The sequence below is a fragment of the Bifidobacterium sp. LH_389 genome (genome assembly GCF_056357235.1).
Map to the genome: position 1 here is coordinate 198703 of NZ_JBKEVR010000002.1, position 19410 is coordinate 218112.

15 protein-coding genes, 1 other RNA gene and 1 pseudogene are annotated in these 19410 nt (G+C 66.6%); 12 read left to right on the forward strand and 5 right to left on the reverse strand.

Annotated features, from left to right (window positions below; translation table 11 throughout):
• Nucleotides 1–62: 62 nt before the first annotated feature.
• The 3 genes and pseudogenes from dtd to AC1AZA_RS03245 form a co-directional block, all read right to left on the reverse strand.
• Complete coding sequence (gene dtd, locus AC1AZA_RS03235; protein ID WP_476513306.1) at nucleotides 63–539, reverse strand: D-aminoacyl-tRNA deacylase; 477 nt, start codon at nucleotides 537–539, stop codon at nucleotides 63–65.
• Between the two features lie 176 nt (nucleotides 540–715).
• Nucleotides 716–1612 (reverse strand): annotated as a pseudogene (locus AC1AZA_RS03240) (DMT family transporter); the annotation flags it as partial.
• A gap of 238 nt (nucleotides 1613–1850) precedes the next feature.
• Nucleotides 1851–2717, reverse strand: coding sequence for a Bax inhibitor-1/YccA family protein (locus AC1AZA_RS03245; protein ID WP_476513307.1), 867 nt, complete (start codon nucleotides 2715–2717; stop codon nucleotides 1851–1853).
• Between the two features lie 181 nt (nucleotides 2718–2898).
• On the opposite strand from AC1AZA_RS03245, the gene AC1AZA_RS03250 reads away from it, so the two are divergent.
• Entirely contained in the window at nucleotides 2899–3741 is an 843-nt protein-coding gene (locus AC1AZA_RS03250) for an aldo/keto reductase (RefSeq protein ID WP_476513308.1), read from the forward strand.
• Nucleotides 3742–3780: 39 nt separating this feature from the next.
• On the opposite strand, the gene AC1AZA_RS03255 is transcribed toward AC1AZA_RS03250, so the two are convergent.
• On the reverse strand, nucleotides 3781–4515 hold the full coding sequence (locus AC1AZA_RS03255) for a GTP pyrophosphokinase (RefSeq protein ID WP_476513309.1): 735 nt from the start codon (nucleotides 4513–4515) through the stop codon (nucleotides 3781–3783).
• Nucleotides 4516–4630: 115 nt separating this feature from the next.
• On the opposite strand from AC1AZA_RS03255, the gene miaB reads away from it, so the two are divergent.
• The 9 genes from miaB to AC1AZA_RS03300 all read left to right on the forward strand — a co-directional run bounded on the left by miaB (nucleotide 4631) and on the right by AC1AZA_RS03300 (nucleotide 14793).
• Nucleotides 4631–6085: a tRNA (N6-isopentenyl adenosine(37)-C2)-methylthiotransferase MiaB gene (miaB, locus tag AC1AZA_RS03260; RefSeq protein WP_476513310.1), complete on the forward strand. Its 1455-nt coding sequence runs from the start codon at nucleotides 4631–4633 to the stop codon at nucleotides 6083–6085.
• Nucleotides 6069–7082 (forward strand): tRNA (adenosine(37)-N6)-dimethylallyltransferase MiaA, encoded by a 1014-nt coding sequence (gene miaA, locus AC1AZA_RS03265; RefSeq protein ID WP_476513311.1) that lies wholly within the window; start codon nucleotides 6069–6071, stop codon nucleotides 7080–7082. Before miaB ends, miaA begins: the two co-directional genes overlap by 17 nt.
• A gap of 105 nt (nucleotides 7083–7187) precedes the next feature.
• Entirely contained in the window at nucleotides 7188–10106 is a 2919-nt protein-coding gene (locus tag AC1AZA_RS03270; RefSeq protein ID WP_476513312.1) for a DNA translocase FtsK, read from the forward strand.
• Between the two features lie 116 nt (nucleotides 10107–10222).
• Nucleotides 10223–10927 (forward strand): CDP-diacylglycerol--glycerol-3-phosphate 3-phosphatidyltransferase, encoded by a 705-nt coding sequence (gene pgsA / locus AC1AZA_RS03275; protein ID WP_476513313.1) that lies wholly within the window; start codon nucleotides 10223–10225, stop codon nucleotides 10925–10927.
• Nucleotides 10927–11484 (forward strand): CinA family protein, encoded by a 558-nt coding sequence (locus AC1AZA_RS03280; protein WP_476513314.1) that lies wholly within the window; start codon nucleotides 10927–10929, stop codon nucleotides 11482–11484. The genes pgsA and AC1AZA_RS03280 overlap by 1 nt, the downstream gene beginning before the upstream one ends.
• A 142-nt stretch (nucleotides 11485–11626) precedes the next feature.
• Complete coding sequence (locus AC1AZA_RS03285) at nucleotides 11627–12139, forward strand: helix-turn-helix domain-containing protein (RefSeq protein WP_476513492.1); 513 nt, start codon at nucleotides 11627–11629, stop codon at nucleotides 12137–12139.
• Nucleotides 12140–12248: 109 nt separating this feature from the next.
• A complete protein-coding gene (locus tag AC1AZA_RS03290; protein ID WP_476513315.1) occupies nucleotides 12249–12497 on the forward strand; it encodes a DUF3046 domain-containing protein in 249 nt (82 codons plus the stop codon).
• Between the two features lie 256 nt (nucleotides 12498–12753).
• Nucleotides 12754–13935, forward strand: coding sequence for a recombinase RecA (gene recA / locus AC1AZA_RS03295; protein ID WP_476513316.1), 1182 nt, complete (start codon nucleotides 12754–12756; stop codon nucleotides 13933–13935).
• A gap of 114 nt (nucleotides 13936–14049) precedes the next feature.
• Nucleotides 14050–14793, forward strand: a complete 744-nt coding sequence (locus AC1AZA_RS03300; protein ID WP_476513493.1) for a regulatory protein RecX — start codon at nucleotides 14050–14052, stop codon at nucleotides 14791–14793.
• Between the two features lie 130 nt (nucleotides 14794–14923).
• On the opposite strand, the gene rnpB is transcribed toward AC1AZA_RS03300, so the two are convergent.
• Nucleotides 14924–15293, reverse strand: an RNA gene (gene rnpB, locus AC1AZA_RS03305) — RNase P RNA component class A.
• 178 nt (nucleotides 15294–15471) lie between these two features.
• Between rnpB and hpf the strand changes: the two genes are divergently transcribed.
• Entirely contained in the window at nucleotides 15472–16140 is a 669-nt protein-coding gene (gene hpf, locus AC1AZA_RS03310; protein ID WP_476513317.1) for a ribosome hibernation-promoting factor, HPF/YfiA family, read from the forward strand.
• Between the two features lie 149 nt (nucleotides 16141–16289).
• Nucleotides 16290–19226 carry a preprotein translocase subunit SecA gene (secA, locus tag AC1AZA_RS03315; protein WP_476513318.1) on the forward strand — a complete coding sequence of 979 codons (2937 nt, stop codon included), beginning with the start codon at nucleotides 16290–16292 and terminating at the stop codon, nucleotides 19224–19226.
• Nucleotides 19227–19410 lie beyond the last annotated feature (184 nt).

Here is a 19410-nt window from a genome sequence, read left to right on the forward strand (position 1 = left end):
GGGCACAGACTGGAAAGAATGACCACGGCGGCTGGTGGCTAGGCGGCGGGTAGAGCAGCTCGTCAGAGCAGTTCGTCGGTGTCCACGACGATGGTGACCGGGCCGTCGTTGACGAGTCCCACGCGCATATGCGCGCCGAACCGGCCCTCGCGCACCGGGATGCCGCACGAGCGCAGCGCCTCGTTGAACTTGATCCACGTGATGTCCGCATGCTCCGGTTTGCCGGCCTTCACGAAGCTCGGCCGGTTGCCGCGGCGCACGTCCGCGAACAGGGTGAACTGGGAGATCGACAGGATCTCCCCGCCCACATCCTGAATGGACCGGTTCATCTTGCCCTGCGCGTCCTCGAACACCCGCAGGTTGGCGATCTTGTGCGCCAACCATGCGATCTCACGCTCGCCGTCCGCGTCCGCCACGCCGACGAGCAGCAGATATCCGAGCCCGATCTGCTGCGGTTCGAACGTGGGATCGACCTCGCCGCTGGCCTCGTTCACCACGTCCACGCTGGCCTGGCTGACGCGCTGCAGTACGACTCTCATGATTGCCTCCCCGGGGTTGTGTTCGGCGCCGTTGCGCCCATGGATGATGCGGATGGTTCGGACGGTTCCGGCAGCTCGGACGGCTTAGGTTGTGCGTCCTGCTCGGTTTGCTCTGCTTGCTCGGTTTGCGCGGATTGCTCTGCTTGCTCGGTTTGCGCTGACCGCCGCCCGAACGGCTTGGGCAGCCGGGCCGGCGCCTGGGCCAACATCGTGCCGGCGAAGATGAGCGCGCAGCCGAGGTATCCGCGCACGGTCATGGTCTCACCCAGAAACAGCGCGCCGCCGACCACCGAGAAGAACGATTCAAGGCTCATGATGAGCGAGGCGCGGGTGGGCGGCACCCATTGCTGGCCCACCGCCTGCAGCGTGTAGGCGATGCCCACCGACCCGATGCCGGCGTACAGGATGGGAATCCACGCCGAGGCGGCGCCCGGCCAGTCCACCGAGCCTTGGACGAGCGAGCCGATCCAGCTCAGCACGGCGGTGACGGCGAATTGGGCGAACGAGAGCTGCAGGGCGTCCACTGCGGAGCCGAGCTCGTCGATGACGAGGATGTGCGCGGCGAACAGGAACGCGGTGAACAGAAGCAGCAGATCCGCGAGGGTGAGCGAACCGAAGCCGTCGGTGATGCACAGAAGGTAGAAGCCCGTCACGGCGATGGCCACGCTCGCCACGACCGTCACGGTGATGCGGCGGCGCAGGAAGGCGAAGGCCAGCAACGGCACGAGCACGATGTACAGCGCCGTGATGAAACCGGCCCTGCCGGCCGAGCGCCCGTAGAGGATGCCGTACTGCTGCAACGTGCTCGCGGTGAACAGGATGACGCCGCAGATGCCGCCCACGACGGCGGGATTCGTACGCCAGTCCCGCCGCGATCCAATGCCCGCCTTGCCCTGCGGCGGGCTCGGGCTCCGGCGTCGCCTGCCGGTGACGATGAGGATGGGCAACAGCGAGATCGCGCCCAACGTGAACCGAACGGCGTTGAAGAACAGGGGCGTCATGTAATCCATGCCCTGCACTTGGGAGACGAACGCGAATCCCCAGATCAATGCGGTCAGCAGCAGGCACAGCATGCCGACCGGTTCCTTGCTTCTCATTCGTCCCACGCTAACCCGTGCATGTGACGGCCGATCGCACCGCGTCCGCATGGCAATCATCCGCGCATGAGCGTGCCTCGGAAAGCCTGCAACGATGCTCGCATGAAATATGGCAATGGCCCGGCTCCGCACGAAACGGTGCGGGAACCGGGCCATTGACGGACGGCTCAGACCGCTGGAACGCAGGTCCGCGCGGTCCGGACCGTTATGACCGTCAGTCGCGGTTGCCGAACAGCTGCAGCAGGTATAGGAACATGTTCACGAAGTCGAGGTACAGGTTCAGCGCGCAGATGATCGACACCCGCTGCACCATCTCCGGGCCCTGGTTCTGGTACTGGCGGAAGATGGCGCGCGTGGCCTGGGCGTCGTACACGGTCATGCCGGCGAACAGCACCACGCCGATCGCGGCGATGAGCTGCATGGCGCCGTCGGACGGGAACAGCCACATGACAAGCAGCTGGGAGACGATGAGCACGATGAGCGCCACCATGAGGATCGGCCCGGCCTTGAGCATGTCCACCTTGGTGGTCAGGCCCAGCATGGTCAGGGCGAAGAAGAATCCGGCGCACAGGAGCAGGACGATGCCGATGCTGCCGAGGTCGTACACCGCAAAGATGGAGCTCAGGGTGAAGCCCATGAGCGCGGCATATGCGTAGAACATGGCGCGGGCCGCGCCGGGGGAGAGCTTCATGATGCGCGCGCCAAGGAAGATGGCCAGTCCCACCTGAGCCACGGCCAGAAGGATCCAGCCAAGGCCGCCAGTGACGGACAGGTACGCGTACAGCGCGCCGGTGACCTGCGTGAGCACGGCCACCGCGGCCGTCACGAGCAGGCCGAGGGTCATCTCGCCGTAGGCCTTGGTGATGGATACGCGGCGGGCCTTCTCGAACGTGTCATGCGAATAGGCCACCCCCGCGTCCATGGTAGCGGTGCCTGCGCCGGGCTGCGCGGCGTAGTTGGGGTTGTACGGCTGCTGGTACGGCGCCTGCTGGTATTGCGTCTGCTGGGGCTGCGGCCCGGCGTACGGCTGGCCGTACGGGGTCTGGCCCTGATTGCTGTCGGGAATGCGACCGAACGACATGTTGGCTCCTTCTCGTTGTCCAAGTACCTGCCATCCTACGGGTGCAACCTTACGAAATGATGAATATGCCCTGAGCGCAAGCCCGGCAACCGCGTGCAATGGCCTGCCGGTTCGGCCCCGCCCCGGATATCATGGAGGCACCCGCATCCGCCGCACGCGGATCAGTCACAAGGAGGCAGTCATGGCCGATGAGCCCACCGTCAACCAGCCCGTCGTCACGTTGAACAACGGCATCACGATCCCGCAGCTCGGTCTGGGCGTGTTCCGTACCAAGGCGGGAGAGGAGACCGTCGACGCGGTGCGCTGGGCGCTCGAGGCCGGCTACCGGCACATCGACACCGCCCGCGCCTATAACAACGAGGAGTCCGTGGGACAGGGCATCCGCGAGTCCGGCGTGAAGCGCCGCGACATCTTCCTGACCACCAAGCTGTGGAACCAGGACGTGCGCGACGGCCGTGCCCGCGACGCGTTCTTCGAAAGCCTCGACCGCCTCGGCACCGACTACGTGGACCTCTACCTCATCCACTGGCCGGCGGACGGCTGGCAGAAGGCGTGGGAGCAGCTGGAGGAGCTGTACAACGAGCGCCGCATCCGCGCGGTCGGCGTGAGCAACTTCCACCGCCACCACATCGAGGAGCTGCGTTCCTTCTCCGACCTGACCCCGGCGGCCGACCAGATCGAGTCCAGCCCGCAGTTCCCGAACCAGGAACTCATCGACTGGGACCACGCGCAGGGCATTGCCGTGGAGGCGTGGAGCCCGCTCGGCGGCACCGGCGGCAGCCTGCTCGGCAACCCGACCGTGGCCGCAGTGGCCGCGAAGTACGGCAAGTCCCCGGCACAGGCGATCATCCGCTGGCACCTGCAGCGCGGGGTGGTGGTGATCCCCAAGTCCATCCACGAGGAGCGCATCCGTCAGAACTTCGACGTCTTCGACTTCGAGCTCTCCGATCAGGACATGCACGCCCTGTCCAACCTCGGCATCAACCGCCGTCAGGGCTCCGACCCGGACAACTTCGACTTCTAGCGCTTCGGCTTCCGGCGTTTCCGCCGGCGGTCCGGCGAATCAGTGCCCGGCCGCCGGCGATTGCCCTTCCATGCGGGGCGCGCCGTTGATGTCGCGGTGGATGTTCTGCATCTGCACCTCGATGTTCTGCAGGCTGCGCGCACAGTCGAGCAGCGTCTGCGAATGCTCGTTGAGCTTGGCGTCCGGCAGGTCGGTCTTGTAGCGCAGGGCGTGCTCCAGACTGGCCCAGTAGTCCATGGCGATGGTGCGGAACTGCACCTCCACGGGCGTGTAGTGCGGTCCGGAGGACAGGAACACGGGCACGGCGTAGATGACGTGCAGGGACCGGTACCCGTTCACCTTGGGGTTCTTGATGTAGTCCTTGACGCGCAGCACCTGGATGTCGGACTGGGCGGACAGGTAGTTGGATACGGAGTAGACGTCGTCCCGGTAGTTGCAGATTACGCGGATGCCGGCCACGTCGAACAGGTGGTCGCGCACGGAGGCGACGGAGACGGGCAGCCCCTTGCGCTCGAGCTTGCCGATGATCGAGTTGACGGATTTGAGCCGGCGCTCCATGTGGTGGACCGGATCATGGCTGAAGCGCACCTGGAATTCGTCGTCGAGGATTTCCAGCTTGGTGCTGATCTCGTACATGGCGCCTTCGTAGATCTGCATCATGTCGATGAACCTGCCGACTTCCGCGGGGTCGAAGCGCGCATCGCCAAGGTTGATGCTCTTCAGACGGGCCTGGATTTCGGAGGTGTTGATACGGCTGTGTCGGTCTAGAATCACGCCACCATTGTACCGGGGATCAAACCGGTTTCCTGAGCGTTCACTGGGAACAATCGACACCTCCCGCCGGTGTGGTCGCGCTGCTGTTCAACCCCCGCGGATAGGATGGGCCGTTATGGACGAAGCGATGATGACCGAGGCGGAGCGCGCCTCGAAGACCTCCGACGCCGGCGAAAGCGCACGGGCCGGCCGCGGCAAGGGCGTGTTCACCGTGCACACCCTGGGATGCCAGATGAACGTGCACGATTCCGAGCGCATCGCCGGCGTACTCGAACAGGCCGGCTACGTGGCCGCCACGCAGGAGCAGGCCGCCGACTGCGACGTGGACCTCATCGTGCTCAACACGTGCGCGGTGCGCGAGAACGCCGCCGAACGCATGTACGGCACGCTGGGCCTGTGGGCGGAGCGCAAGCGCCAGCGGCCCAACCTGCAGATCGCCGTGGGCGGCTGCATGGCCCAGCTGGACCGCGAGCGCATCGCCGCCCGCGCCCCGTGGACGGCCGCCGTGTTCGGCACGAAGAACATCGGCAGCCTGCCGGCGCTGCTCGAACAGAACCGCGCGACCGGTCTGCCCCAGACCGAGGTGAGCGACCGGCTCACCGTTTTTCCGAGCCAGCTGCCCGCCGCCCGCGCCTCCAGGGTGAGCGCGTGGGTGTCCATCTCCGTGGGATGCAACAACACGTGCACGTTCTGCATCGTGCCCACCACGCGCGGCCGCGAGCGGGACCGCCGCCCCGGGGACATCCTCGACGAGGTGCGCCGGTGCGTGGACAACGGCGCCAAGGAGGTCACGCTGCTGGGCCAGAACGTGAACTCGTTCGGCTACGCCATGGGCGACCGGTATGCGTTCTCGAAGCTGCTGCGCGCGTGCGGCGAGATCGACGGCCTGGAACGCGTGCGATTCACGTCCCCGCACCCGGCCGCGTTCACCGACGACGTGATCGCCGCCATGGCCGAGACGCCCAACGTGATGCACCAGCTGCACATGCCGCTGCAGTCGGGCTCGGACAGGATCCTCAGGGCCATGCACCGCAGCTACCGCACGGCCAAGTTCATGGCCATCCTGGGCAAGGTGCGCGAGGCCATGCCGGACGCGCAGATCTCCACCGACATCATCGTCGGCTTCCCCGGGGAGACGGAGGAGGACTTCGAGGACACCATGCGCGTGGTCGAGGAGGCTCGGTTCTCCTCCGCGTTCACGTTCGAGTACTCGCCGCGCCCCGGCACGCCCGCCGCCTCCATGCCGCAGGTGCCCAAGGACGTGGTGCAGGCCCGCTTCGACCGTCTGCTCGCCCTGCAGGAGCGCATCACCGAGGAGGGGATGAAGAAATTCGAGGGGCGCGACGTGGAGGTGATGATCACCGGCACGCACGGCAAGAAGGACGCCGCCACCAAGCGCGTCACCGGGCGTGAACGCACCGGCGTGCTGGTGCACATCGGCGTGCCGGAGGGCTTCCCGGAGCCGCAGGTGGGCGATTTCGTCATCGCCACGGTCACCCATGCGGCGCGCCACAACCTCATCGCCGATCCCGATCCGAAGGCGGGGCAGACCTATGCCGTCCGCCGCTGAGCCGTCCTGCGCCGCGCCCCGCGTCGTCTCGATCGTCGGACCCACCGCATCCGGCAAGACCGGCCTCGGCATTGCCGTCGCGCGGGCGCTCGCCGAGCGGGGCGAGCGGGCCGAGATCGTCAATGCGGACGCCTACCAGATGTACCGCGGCATGGACATCGGCACCGCGAAGCCAAGTCCGGAGGAGCGGGCCGCCGTGCCGCACCACCTCATCGACATTATCGAGCCGGACGATGCCATGAGCGTGGCGCGCTTCCAGACACTGGCGCGCGCATGCATCCGCGACCTGCAGTCGCGCGGCGTCAGGCCCATTCTGGTGGGCGGCTCCGGCCTGTACGCGCGTGCCGCCATCGACGACATCTCCTTCCCCGGCACGGACCCGCAGGTGCGCGCCGGTCTGGAGCGCCGCGCCGAGACGGAGGGATCTGGCCTGCTGTTCGACGAGCTGAAGGCCAAGGATCCCGAGGCCGCTTCCCGCATGGACCCGCACAACGTGCGCCGTACCGTGCGTGCGCTGGAGGTCATCGCCATCACCGGCCGGCCGTATTCGGCGAGCCTGCCGCGCTACCGGTACGTGATCCCGTGCGTGCAGATAGGCCTCGACATGGACCGGCGCGAGCTGGATCGCCGCATCGCGCTACGCACCCGGCTCATGCGCGAGCAGGGATTCCTCGACGAGGTGCGCCGGCTGCGTCCGCGGCTCGGATTCACGGCCGGGCGCGCGCTCGGCTACCAGCAGATGATCGACGTGCTCGGCGGCCTGACGGACGAGGACGAGGCGTTCGCCGACGTGGCGCAGAAGACCTGCCGTCTGGCCCGCAAGCAGATGGGCTGGTTCGGCCGCGACCCGCGCATCCACTGGTTGCAGGCCCTGAATCCCGCGCTGCTGGACAACGCGCTCGCCATCATCGACCACGCGGACGCCGGCAACTACGACGCCATCGACGCCAAGGCCGACGAGTACGTCCAGCATCATCTGGGAGACGTTCAGGACTGACGCAGGTCCGCTGTGCGTCCCGCCGCCTTGCGCACGTCGGATTTTGTGGCGAATCCGCCGCGAGCCGGCGCCATGCCGAGCCGGTCGGGTACGCTAGGGGACGTTATGGCACGAGAAGCATCATCATCGAAGAAGGGGAACGGGTCCGCGGCCGGCAGCAGGGGCGGGGCCTCCTCGCCGCGACCCTCCGCACAGGACGGCATGCAGGAGTCGCTGGGCAAACGCGCTCTGCTGTTCGTTCCCAGGCAGCTTGGCGCTATGGTCCGCTCGCTCACCGGCGTGGGGGAGTACGATCCGGTCTACCGCCGCGACGGCCTGTGCTTCGTGCTCATCGTGCTGGCGATCTTCTTCGTGGCGAGCGAATGGTTCCGCGTCCAGGGTGCGCTCGGACTGGCCCTGCACGCCGTGGCCTCCGGGGTGTTCGGCGTGATGAGCGTGGTGCTGCCGGTCCTGCTCATGATCGTGGCCGTGCGCCTGATGCGCAATTCCGGCAAGGGCTCGGACAATCCGCGCGTGGTGAGCGGCTGGGTGCTGCTGCTGTGGTCCGTCTGCTCGATCATCGACGCGGCCGGCGCCTCCGACGTGCGCGGCTTCGACATCCGCGCGCTGCAGAACGCGGGCGGCCTGCTCGGCTTCGTGCTCGGCTCGCCGCTGGCGTGGGGGCTTTCCAAGGCGTTCGCGATCGTGGTATTCGTGGTCGTGGCGCTGTTCTCCCTGCTGCTCATCACCCGCTCGCACGTCACCGATCTGCCCGACAAGGCGCACGACATCGCCGAGCGACTGGGCCGCGTCCGCTCCTCCTCCGCCAGCCGGGGTGCGGACGACGGAACCGAGCAGTTCCCCAACGAGGTGCGTCTGGGGGACACCACGCTTGCCCTTGCGGATGGGGTGCCCGCGCACGACGGCACGGACGAGCCCGACGATTCGGTTGCCAAGCCGTCATGGTTCTCCCGCCTGTTCAGGCGACGCCCCAAGGATGGCGACGATCGTTCGCTCGACCGGTACGCCGGCGACGAGGCGTTCGAGCATGCCGCCGTCCATCACGGCCAGAGTGCGGAGACCCCGCTCGTGCCGCGCACGGCTTCCTCCGCAGGCCTGTCTGCTGCCGAATCCATGTCCCAAGCCGTGTCCCAGTCCATGCCGCGGTCCGCACAGTCGGACGGCAGGACCGCTGCGCTGCCCGAGTTCCTGCAGCCGTCCGCACGCTCGGTCCGCTCCGGCGAACCGCATCAGACCCCCGCCGCGGACGGGACGGGTGAGGCCCCAACCGCAGCGATGGCACCGGTGCCGTCCGCTGTCGATCCGTGGGACATCGGCCCGGCCGGCGAAACGGCCGCCATGCCCGCATCCTCCGCGGACCAGACCTCCATGGACGCAGCCGACGGCCAGAACGGCTCGGACGGTCCGGATATTCAGGACGGTCGAAGCGATCTGGACTCCGACCCGTCGGTCTACCGCCTGCCGGACCTGAACATCCTCGTGCAGGGCCAGCCGCATCAGGCGCGCACGCCTGCCAACGACCGCGTGATCGCCGCCCTGACATCCACGTTCCAGCAGTTCAACGTGGACGCCAAGGTCGTCGGCTTCCTGCGCGGGCCTTCGGTCACCCAGTACGAGGTGGAGCTCGGTCCCGGCGTCAAGGTCGAGAAGGTCACCAACCTCCAGAAGAACATCGCCTACGCGGTCGCCAGCTCGGACGTGCGCATCCTCTCACCCATCCCCGGCAAGTCCGCCATCGGCATCGAAATCCCCAACGTGGACCGCGAGATCGTCCATCTGGGCGACGTGCTGCGCTCCGACAAGGCCCGCAACGACCCCAACCCCATGCTCACCGGCGTGGGCAAGGACGTGGAGGGCAAGTTCGTCACCGCGGACCTGACCAAGATGCCGCACCTGCTCGTCGCCGGCGCCACCGGCTCGGGCAAGTCCAGCTTCATCAACTCCATGCTCACGTCGATCATCATGCGCGCCACGCCGGAGCAGGTGCGGCTCATCATGGTCGACCCCAAGCGCGTGGAGCTGTCCGCCTACGCGGGTATCCCGCATCTGCTCACGCCCATCATCACCGACCCGAAGAAGGCCGCGCAGGCCCTCGAATGGGTGGTCAAGGAGATGGACGCACGCTACTCGGACCTTGAGTTCTTCGGCTTCCGCCACGTCAAGGACTTCAACGAGGCCGTGCGCGCCGGCAAGGTCCACGCGCCCGCTGGCTCGAACCGCAAGGTGGCGCCCTACCCGTACATCCTCGTGGTGGTGGACGAGATGGCCGACCTCATGATGGTCGCCAAGAACGACGTGGAAAGCTCCATCCAGCGCATCACCCAGCTGGCTCGTGCGGCCGGGGTGCATCTGGTGCTCGCCACGCAGCGCCCGAGCGTGGACGTGGTCACCGGTCTCATCAAGGCGAACATCCCGTCCCGTCTGGCGTTCGCCACCTCCTCGGCCACCGATTCGCGCGTGATCCTCGACACAGTGGGCGCGGAGACGCTGATCGGTCAGGGCGACGCGCTGTTCCTGCCCATGGGCGAGGCCAAGCCGGTGCGTGTGCAGGGCTCGTGGGTGTCCGAATCGGAGATCCGCAAGGCCGTGGAGTTCGTGCGCACGCAGCGCAAGCCCCACTATCGCGAGGACATCGAACAGATGGCCAAGGATGCGGAGAAGGCCGCCGTGGAGCCGGACGAGGAGATCGGCGACGACATGGAGCTCCTGCTGCAGGCCGCCGAACTCGTGGTCACCTCGCAGTTCGGGTCCACCTCCATGCTCCAGCGCAAGCTGCGCGTCGGCTTCGCCAAGGCGGGCCGACTCATGGACCTGCTCGAATCGCGCGGCGTGGTGGGCCCTTCGGAAGGCTCCAAGGCGCGCGAGGTGCTCGTCCAGCCGCAGGACCTGCCGGCCGTGCTGGCGTTCATCCGCGGCGAGACGAGCTCGTTGCAGTCGTCCGTCCGGGCTCCCGCGTCCGCAGGCGTTCAGCCGGGTGCGCAAGCGGATGCCGGGTACGACGTTTCCGGCGCAGGTGTTGACTGAAACGTAGCGTCCCCGCGATACCGTGGGAGGCGTGGTTCCGGCTTCCTGAACTTGCCGGGACCTGCCATCGTCCCCGCGATACCGCGGGACATGAACTGAAACGGAAAGGAGACGCCGTGGCGGAACGCAACGAAAGGCGCTCGCTGCTGGAGGGCTGGAACAGTGCGCCGAATCTGGTCACCTACGCGCGCATCCTGCTGGTGGCGGTGTTTGTGGTGCTGCTCGTTCTCGCCGGGGCCCAGCCCACCGCCGAGCTGGCGAATCCCGGACGGTTCGGCCTGCCCGTAGGCGATGCGCTGTCCGGCACGGGCGTCAACGTGACGCTGCGCTGGGCCTGCGCAGCGGTGTTCCTCGTGGCCGCCTCGACCGACAAGCTTGACGGCTGGCTCGCCCGCCGCACCAATGCGGTCACCGAACTCGGCAAGCTCATGGATCCCATCGCGGACAAGCTGCTCGTGCTGGTCACGCTCATCGTGCTCTCCGCATTCGGCGAGGTGGCGTGGTGGATCACCGTGCTGTTCCTGGTGCGCGAGATCGGCATCACCGTCATGCGCTTCCTCGTGATCGACACGGGCGGCAAGGTGATCGCCGCCGCATGGCCCGGCAAGCTCAAGACGCTCTTCCAGTGCATCGCCCTGACCATGCTGCTCGCCCCGGCGTGGTCGCTCGGCTGGCTTTCGGATGGGGCGGTGCGCGGATTCTATGCGATCGGCATGCTGCTGCTCGTGGTGGCCCTCGTGCTGTGCTGGTATTCCGGGCTCGAATACGTGGTCAAGACCGTGCAGGCCGCCGGCGCGGCCCGGGACAAGGGGCGTGACTGATGGCCGGCGACAGCGCCCAGCCCCGCCGCGACGAACTCGCGACCATGGCACTCAACATGTGCGAACGCAGAGGGTTGTATATCGCGGCCTCCGAATCGCTCACCGGCGGGCTCCTCGCCGACGCATTCGTGCGCATTCCCGGTGCCTCCAGGGTGTTCCTCGGCTCCGCGGTCACCTACGACATCGCCGCCAAGGCCGCGATCCTCGGCGTGGACGCCGGGCTGCTCGCCGAGGGCGGTGCCGTGCAGGCCGACGTGGCCGCGCAGATGGCGGCAGGTACGGCCGGACTGTATACGCGTCCCGGCCGTGAGGGGCACGTCATCGGACTGTCCACCACAGGGGTGGCCGGGCCAGGGCCGGACGGGGACAAGCCAGCCGGTCTGGTGTACGTCGGTCTGGCGATTCCGGACGCCACCGGCGCGCTCGGCGTCGAGACCTACGAACTGCATCTCAACGGATCGCGCGAGGCGGTCCGCCTGAGTACTGTTCTGCATGTGCTGCGCCATCTGACCACGTCCCTGTCCGCCGTGCCTCCCGTGGCTCCGCGCGCTCGGTGACGGGTGCGACGGGCGCGTCCTGCGGATGTGAACTGCGTCACGTTGGCGTTCTCCTTGGGAATAATCATGCTGCGGGCAGTGTTGACCGGATTAGTGAAACCGATGAAAGGGGTATGCGATGACGGCGACCGAAACCATGGCGATGAGTCCTTCATCCGATGCGACCACCTGCACGTGCGTCAAGCCCGTGGCACGCGAGACGGGAACCCGTATGCGTGACCTGACCCCGGCGCAACAACGCGCGGTACTGTTCGCCCAGCAGCAGGTGCTGCGCGCCCGTGCGGCCAAGAAGGCCAAGGACGAGCGCGACGCGGCGAAGAACCGCATGTGGGGTCTGGAGGAAGGCGGCGTGCATTCCCCGTCCTCCGCCTCCGAGCCGATGCGCCGTGACGGTGAGGATCGCCGCCGCGAGCAGTCCGTGTCCCTTCGCGGGGCGATTGGCCACGTGCTGCGTGACCTGCGCACCAAGGATCGCAAGACCCTGCGCGAAGTGTCCGCCAAGGCCGGCGTGTCGCTCGGTTACCTGTCCGAGGTGGAGCGCGGCCAGAAGGAGGCCAGCTCCGAACTGCTGAGCTCCATCGCCGAATCGCTCGGCGTGAGCGTCTCGCAGATGCTGCGCATGGTGGCGGACTACCTCGAGTCCTTCGAAGGCTGACCGATCTCGCAGATTTGCGATGTTGCGCATCCTGCGGGCCGTTTGAGGTCTGTAGGATGCGCAACATGGCAAATTTGCGGTTTCGGGTAGTGCACGTACACTGGCGCACGTGCATGAACGTGAATTCTGGCAGCTGCTCGAGGAAGTGTTCGGCCGGTCCTACGGCCGGTCCATCGCCCATGACCAGCAGCTGACCGCTCTGGGGTCGATGACCGTGGTGGAGGCGCTGGCCGCGGGGGAGGAGCCGCGCACCGTCTGGAACGTGCTGTGTGACCAGATGGACGTGCCCGACTCCCGGCGTTGGGGGCATGACCATGACCATACGGCACCGCCTAAGCCTCACGGATTCCGCGGCTGATCAGCGCTGCGCATGGGGGCTGCGGGCGTACCGGTCGTCCATGGCTATCGGCGTGTCTATTCGAACATCTGTTCGTACCTTGCGCTATAGTCGGGTACCAGTCGTCCACATGTGGATATGTCCGCGGTGCGACACGCCCGAAACCCGCTTCGGAGGGGCACATTCGACCACAGTGCCCCGTCCGGCTTGAATGCGGACACCGGGCGATCGTACCGTGGGAAAGCGGTTGCTGGACAACGAACGCAAGGAGAGCCGGATGGCACAGCAGACAGACAAGAAGGAACAGGCTGCGGCGGACAAGCGCAAGGCCGCGCTGGACACCGCCTTGGCCCAAGTGGAGAAGAGCTTCGGCAAGGGGTCGGCCATGCGCCTGGGGGACAAGCCGTTGCAGAACGTCGAGGTCATCTCGACTGGTTCGCTCGCGCTGGACATGGCGCTGGGCATCGGGGGACTGCCCAAGGGCCGCATCGTGGAGGTGTACGGTCCGGAATCCTCCGGCAAGACCACGCTCGCGCTGCAGGTGGTCGCCAATGCACAGCGCGGTGGCGGCGTGGCGGCGTTCATCGACGCCGAGCATGCGCTTGATCCGGAGTACGCGCGCAAGCTGGGTGTGGACACGGATTCGCTCATCGTCTCCCAGCCGGACAATGGCGAACAGGCGCTGGAAATCGCGGACATGCTCATCCGCTCCGGCGCGCTGGACGTGATCGTCATCGACTCGGTCGCGGCCCTGGTGCCCAAGGCGGAGATCGACGGCGACATGGGTGACAGCCACGTCGGCCTGCAGGCCAGGCTCATGAGCCAGGCGCTGCGCAAGATGACCGGTGCGCTGGCACAGGCCGGCACGACGGCCATCTTCATCAACCAGCTGCGCGAGAAGATCGGCGTGTTCTTCGGCAGCCCGGAGACCACCACCGGCGGCAAGGCACTCAAGTTCTACGCTTCGGTCCGACTGGACATCCGCCGTATCCAAACCATCAAGAACGGCGAGGAGGCCATCGGCAACCGCACCAAGGTCAAGGTGGTGAAGAACAAGATGGCCCCGCCCTTCAAGGTCGCCGAATTCGACATGCTCTACGGTCAGGGCATCTCCGAGGAAGGCTCGGTGCTCGATCTGGGCCAGCAGGTGGGCATCATCAAGAAGTCCGGCTCGTGGTTGCTCTACGAGGACGGTCAGCTCGGTCAGGGCCGCGAGAAGGCCCGTCAGTTCCTCAAGGACAACCCCGAACTGCGCGAGGAGCTGGAGAACAAGATCAAGATCAAGTTCGGTCTGCTGCCCGACCCGGATGCCGAAGCGGGCGAGGCTGACGGGACGTCTGGCGACGGCACGGGCGAGGCGAAGGATGCTGGTGCCTCGGCCGAGGCCGCAACGTCCACTGGCACGGATGCCGGCGCTTCGGCGGACGCGAAGGCCGGTGCCGCTGCCGCAACCAAGTAGTGCAGGGACCGTCGACGCATGATCAGCGTGGAGCAGTTCCTTGCCGCGCATCCGGTCCGGCAGCCCCGCAAGGAGGCCGGGCCGGATGCGTCGGACGCCGGTGGCGCGAGCCCTATGGGTTCTGTGAGTCATGCCGGCTCGTTCGGAAGCGTGCATGACGGGTCGGACGACGGTCTTTTCGCCCGTCGCAGCCGTTCGGGTCGACGTACCGGATTCCCCCGCCGGTCGCGTGCACGCGGGTCGGAACGATGGTACGCCGCCAGCCGGAGGGGAGGCGGTGACGGTCCGGCCGACGAAGCTCCGGCGGATGGCGGAGTTTCTGATGCCGGATATACGGGCGACGAGCACGACGAACATGGTGGACGTCTGTCATTCCAGGGAACACGGCTGCCGGACGACCCGGGCGATGAGGATGCCTGCCGCGAGGCGGCGCTGACCCTGCTCGACGCGGCCCCGCGTGCCTCCGGGGCGTTGGCGGAACGGCTGCGTGGCAAGGGGTACGAGCCGGCCGTGGTGGACCGGGTGATCGCCCGACTCATCGAGGTCAGCCTGCTGGATGACGAGGCCTATGCGCAATCGGTGCTGCGCACCTGCATCGCCCGCAACATGGGAGCGAGGGGCGCCTTGCAGGAATTGCGGCGCAAGGGTGTGGATCCGGCGCTGGCCGCACGTACGGTGAGCGAAGCGGGCGAGCGTGGCGTGTTCGAGGAATGCGCTTGGGAGCTTGGCCGTCAGGTTGCCGCCAAGACCGCCGGTCTGGACCGCGAGGTGCGCTACCGCCGCTTCTGGTCGGCCGGCGGGCGCAGGGGGCACAGTCCCGAAGAGCTGCGTGCCGTCGCCCGTGCGTTGTTCGGCTGATCGGTCCAATCCGCGCCATAGAGGGCATGGGTTGGACCGATCATGCGATATGACGTGCAGTGCATTGCGCAAGTACGTTGGCGCAGCGCGGCACCATGCGGCACCATGCGGCACCACGCGGAAAGATAAGGATGTGAGACCCCTTATACCCCGGGTTCTGTCACGCGCCGAAGCGCGCGGATGGCCATCCATCTCGACCTGACGTTGCCGCCAGGCTCTAGCAGCCTACCCGAGGACGCGGGCGAGCAACCCAATAGTCCTCTGCTTGGCCTTGCTCCCGATGAGGCTTGCCATGCGGCCTGCCGTTGCCGGAGGCCCGGTGGTCTCTTACACCGCCGTTTCACCCTTACCGTCCGGCCGAAGCCGGAAGGCGGTCTGTTCTCTGCTGCGCTATCTCTCAGGTCGCCCTGGGCGGACGTTATCCGCCATCGTGCTCTGCGGAGCCCGGAAGTTCCTCAGTCCCGCCACGAGGGCGGGGCCGCGGCCATCAAGGGGTCTCAAATGGTCCAGCATACCAGAGCCGACGGCCAAGTGGAATCGCGGTATTTTCCCAGCAAAACTCGGGCGAGTTTTCCCGTATGTAACCCGGCGTTCGGCTACAATGAACAATTACCCGGACGGCGAGGACGCCGATCCGGCACACAGAGCGGGCAACCGCTTGAGCTATAGGAGGTCACCATGGAAATCGTCGTTACCGGCCGGCACACTCAGGTCAAGCAGAGGTTCCGTGACGTCGTCGAAAGCAAGATGAATCGTGTGACCACCATCGCCCCGGACGCTTCCCGCGCGCAGATCGTGCTGACGCACGAAGGCAACCCGCGTCAGGCCGACACCGCCAAGCGCGTGGAGATCACCGTGATCGCCGGTCGGACCGTGGTGCGTGCCGAGGCTTCGAGCACCGACGAGTTCAGCGCGCTGGACATGGCGCTGGACAAGCTCACCCTGCGCCTGCGCCGCACGCGTGACCGTCGCAAGGACCATCGCCGCGGCTACACCAACCCGGTGCCGGTGGATCTGGGCGTCGTCGCGCCCCAAGAGGAGCCCGAGGAGCCGGAGGAGGAGCCGAACAACAGCCCGGCCGCCGCGGTGGCATCCGATCTGGGACCGGGCGAATCCGTGGAGGTGCAGGTGGGCGACACCCCGATCGTCATCCGCCGCAAGTTGCACATCGCCGAGCCCATGAGCATCGACGAGGCGCTGTACGAGATGGAGCTCATCGGCCATGACTTCTTCCTGTTCGTCAACAAGGAGACCGGCCGTCCCTCCGTCGTCTACCACCGTCACGGCTGGAGCTACGGCGTGTTCGAGATCGATACCCCGGAGAACGTGAAGAAGGCCGAGGCCTGATTCGACAGGGCGGCACATGAACCGCATGTCCCGCGTCGCACCCTGCGGCGCGGGATTTTTCATGCCGTGGACCGGTAGGAGCGAAAATCCCAGCGTTCGCGTAGTATGGTCGAAGTTTGTGCCTGACGGACAGCAATGAGGAGCATAACGTGGTAAACATCCTGGACAAAGCCCTGCGCATGGGCGAAGGCCACCAGATCAAGAAGCTCGAGAATGTGGCCAAGGCGGTGAACGCCAAGGAAGAGGAGATTTCCGCCCTCAGCGACGAGGATCTCAAGGCGCAGACCGGCAAGTTCAAGCAGCGCATTGAGAACGGCGAATCGCTGGATTCCCTGATGCCGGAGGCGTTCGCCACCGTGCGCGAGGTCTCCAAGCGCACGCTGGGCCAGCGTCACTTCGACGTGCAGCTCATGGGCGGCGCCGCCCTGCACTGGGGCAACATCGCGGAAATGAAGACCGGCGAAGGCAAGACCCTTGTCGCCACGCTGCCGAGCTACCTCAACGCGCTCGAAGGCAAGGGCGTGCACGTCGTCACCGTCAACGACTACCTCGCCAGCTACCAGAGCGAGCTCATGGGCCGCATCTACCGCTTCCTCGGCATGTCGGTCGGTTGCATCATCACCGATCAGAAGCCCCCGGAGCGCCGCAAGCAGTACAACGCGGACATCACCTACGGCACCAACAACGAGTTCGGCTTCGACTACCTGCGCGACAACATGGCGTGGGAGAAGTCGGATCTGGTCCAGCGCGGCCACCACTTCGCCATCGTGGACGAGGTCGATTCCATCCTCATCGACGAGGCCCGTACCCCGCTCATCATCTCCGGGCCCGCCGAGGGCGACGTGAGCCGCTGGTACCGCCAGTTCGCGCGTCTGGTCCTCAAGCTCACCCGCGACGAGGACTACGAGGTGGACGAGAAGAAGAAGGTCGTCGGCATCCTCGACCCGGGCATCAGCAAGGTGGAGGACTACCTCGGCATCGACAACCTGTACGAGCCGAGCAACACCGCCCTGATCGGCTACCTCAACAACGCCATCAAGGCCAAGGAACTGTTCCTGCGCGACCGCGACTACGTGGTCACCAACGGCGAGGTGCTCATCGTCGACGAGCACACCGGCCGCATCCTGCCGGGCCGCCGCTACAACGAGGGCCTGCATCAGGCCATCGAGGCCAAGGAAGGCGTGGAGGTCAAGGCCGAGAATCAGACCTTCGCCACCATCACCCTGCAGAACTACTTCCGCATGTACGACAAGCTCGCCGGCATGACCGGTACGGCCGAGACCGAGGCAGCCGAGTTCATGGGTACCTACAAGCTCGGCGTGCTGCCCATTCCGACCAACCGTCCGATGATCCGCAAGGATCAGGACGACCTCATCTATCGCACCAAGAAGGAGAAGCTGACCGCGATCGTGCGCGACGTGGCCAAGCGCCACGCCACCGGCCAGCCGGTGCTGCTGGGTACCGCGTCCGTGGAATCCTCCGAGGTCGTCTCCTCGCTGCTCGACGTGGCCGGCATTCCGCATCAGGTGCTCAACGCCAAGCAGCACGCCAAGGAGGCCGCAGTCGTCGCGGTCGCCGGCCGCAAGGGAGCCGTCACCGTGGCCACCAACATGGCCGGCCGCGGTACCGACATCATGCTCGGCGGCAACGTCGAGTTTCTCGCCGACGCCAAGCTCAAGGCGCAGGGCTATTCCCCGGAGGACACCCCGGAGGACTACGAGCGCCTGTGGCCCGAGACCCTCGCCGCCGTCAAGGCGCAGGTCAAGGACGAGCACGAGGAGGTCAAGAAGCTCGGTGGCCTGTACGTGCTCGGCACCGAACGCCATGAATCCCGCCGTATCGACAACCAGCTGCGCGGTCGTTCCGGCCGTCAGGGCGATCCGGGAGAATCTCGCTTCTACCTGTCCCTCGAGGATGACCTCATGCGTCTGTTCAACACGCAGCTCGTGGCCCGCGTGATGGCCAAGGGCATGCCGGAGGGCGAGCCGATCGAGTCGAAGAGCGTTTCCAAGGGCGTGCGCAACGCGCAGAAGGCCGTGGAATCCCGCAACTTCGAGATCCGCAAGAACGTGCTCAAGTACGACGACGTGATGAACAAGCAGCGTACCGTCATCTATCAGGAGCGTCAGGCCGTGCTGCAGGGCGAGGACATCCACGAGGACATCGAGCGCTTCATCACGGACACCGTCGCCTCCTACGTGCGCGGCGCGAACAATGGCTCCGACAAGCCTGCCGACTGGGATTGGGATGGCCTGTTCAAGGCGCTCGGCACCGTGTTCCCCGTGAAGGTGAGCGTGGACGACGCCAAGGCCGCCGCCGAGGGCAAGAAGGGCGAGAAGGCCCAGGAGGCCGTCGTCGAGCTCATCGTCAAGGACGCCAAGGAACAGTACGCCGCCCGCGAGTCCAAGCTCGGCGAGGAAGGCACCCGTCAGCTCGAGCGCCGCGTGGTGCTCGCCGTGCTCGACCGCAAGTGGCGCGAGCACCTGTACGAGATGGACTACCTCAAGGACGGCATCGGCCTGCGCGGCATGGGCCAGCGCGACCCGCTGGTCGAATACCAGCGCGAGGGCTACCAGATGTACAACTCCATGATCGAGGCGATCAAGGAGGAGAGCATCCAGCTGCTGTTCCACGTGGACATCGAGCAGATCGCCCGCACCGAGGACATCGACTCCAACAAGGATGAGGACGCCGCGGTGGACGCCGCCGAGGCGACCGTGGGCATCGAGGAGGCCAAGCCGGCCGAGGACGCTGCCGAAGCCGAAAGCCTGAGCGCCCCGGCCGAGCCGGAAACCGAGGACGAGAACAGGGACGAGGCCGACGCCGCCGAGGAGGAGGCCGAATCCGAGGCCGCCGAGGAACTTGAGTCCGAAGCGTCCGAGAAGTCCGAGCCGGAAGCGATCGTCGGCCCTGCGCCGATGAGCCACGCGGATGGCAAGGTACCCGCGTCCAAGCGTCCCAAGAGCGAGGAGCTCAGGACGCCGTGGGCGGACGGCCGCACCTTCCCCGGCACGCCGAAGAACGCGCAGTGCCCCTGCGGTTCCGGCCGCAAGTACAAGATGTGCCACGGCCAGAACGAGCAGTGAATGCACCCCGGCCGGAACCGGCCGTCTGAACCGTTCCGGCATCCAGACGTGAAGCGCCGGGCCATGTGGAGGCATGGCCCGGCGCTTCACGTATTCCTGCCCGGCATATGGAACCGGGAAATGTGCGTAACGCGGGCACACTACAATGGGCCGCGTTATGTTCACAGCGTGCCGTTGCACGCGC

Bases quoted from the DNA above. Each gene is read 5' to 3' on its own strand.
- miaA (WP_476513311.1), top strand. From the start codon at position 6,069: ATGCCGTCCGCCGCTGAGCCGTCCTGCGCCGCGCCCCGCGTCGTCTCG.
- AC1AZA_RS03280 (WP_476513314.1), top strand. From the start codon at position 10,927: ATGGCCGGCGACAGCGCCCAGCCCCGCCGCGACGAACTCGCGACCATG.
- AC1AZA_RS03300 (WP_476513493.1), top strand. From the start codon at position 14,050: ATGGGTTCTGTGAGTCATGCCGGCTCGTTCGGAAGCGTGCATGACGGG.
- AC1AZA_RS03285 (WP_476513492.1), top strand. From the start codon at position 11,627: ATGAGTCCTTCATCCGATGCGACCACCTGCACGTGCGTCAAGCCCGTG.
- AC1AZA_RS03245 (WP_476513307.1), bottom strand. From the start codon at position 2,717: ATGTCGTTCGGTCGCATTCCCGACAGCAATCAGGGCCAGACCCCGTAC.
- AC1AZA_RS03270 (WP_476513312.1), top strand. From the start codon at position 7,188: ATGGCACGAGAAGCATCATCATCGAAGAAGGGGAACGGGTCCGCGGCC.
- hpf (WP_476513317.1), top strand. From the start codon at position 15,472: ATGGAAATCGTCGTTACCGGCCGGCACACTCAGGTCAAGCAGAGGTTC.
- recA (WP_476513316.1), top strand. From the start codon at position 12,754: ATGGCACAGCAGACAGACAAGAAGGAACAGGCTGCGGCGGACAAGCGC.
- AC1AZA_RS03250 (WP_476513308.1), top strand. From the start codon at position 2,899: ATGGCCGATGAGCCCACCGTCAACCAGCCCGTCGTCACGTTGAACAAC.
- dtd (WP_476513306.1), bottom strand. From the start codon at position 539: ATGAGAGTCGTACTGCAGCGCGTCAGCCAGGCCAGCGTGGACGTGGTG.
- miaB (WP_476513310.1), top strand. From the start codon at position 4,631: ATGGACGAAGCGATGATGACCGAGGCGGAGCGCGCCTCGAAGACCTCC.